General features: G+C 62.2%; 1 protein-coding gene. It reads left to right on the forward strand.

All coding sequences use genetic code 11. The features are described 5' to 3' along the window. A partial coding sequence (locus QEH57_RS24780) for a putative Ig domain-containing protein (RefSeq protein ID WP_309009495.1) occupies positions 1–495 on the forward strand: 495 nt, incomplete at both ends.

Raw genomic sequence — 495 nt, forward strand, 5'->3', positions numbered from 1 at the left:
CAACGGACACCTTCAGCATCGAGGTCGAAAACACCAACGACGGCCCCGTCGCCACCGCCATCGCCAACCAAAGCGTCGACGAGGACTCAGCCTTCGGCCTAGACGCAGCCGCGAACTTCTCCGACGTGGACGCAGGCGACATCCTCACCTACTCCGCGACCCTCGAGAACGGCGATCCGCTGCCAAGCTGGCTCTCCATCGACTCGGAAACCGGACTGATCTCAGGCACACCCGAAAACGGCGACGTCGGCAACATCTCCGTCACCGTGACCGCTACGGACGAAGCTGGCTCGAGCGCATCCGACACTTTCAGTATTCAAGTCGAGAATACAAACGACGGACCCACGGTGTCCTCCACCTCCGGCGAAACGCTATGGCAAGAGGACTTCTCCGGCTTGACCGACGGATCGAAGTCGGACGCAGGCGACTCCGCGTGGACTACCGACGATTCCGCAGCCACAGCTACGCCCAACCACGGCGTAGCGGACGAAGCCT

The organism is Pelagicoccus sp. SDUM812005 (assembly GCF_031127875.1).
Taxonomy (GTDB): domain Bacteria; phylum Verrucomicrobiota; class Verrucomicrobiia; order Opitutales; family Opitutaceae; genus Pelagicoccus.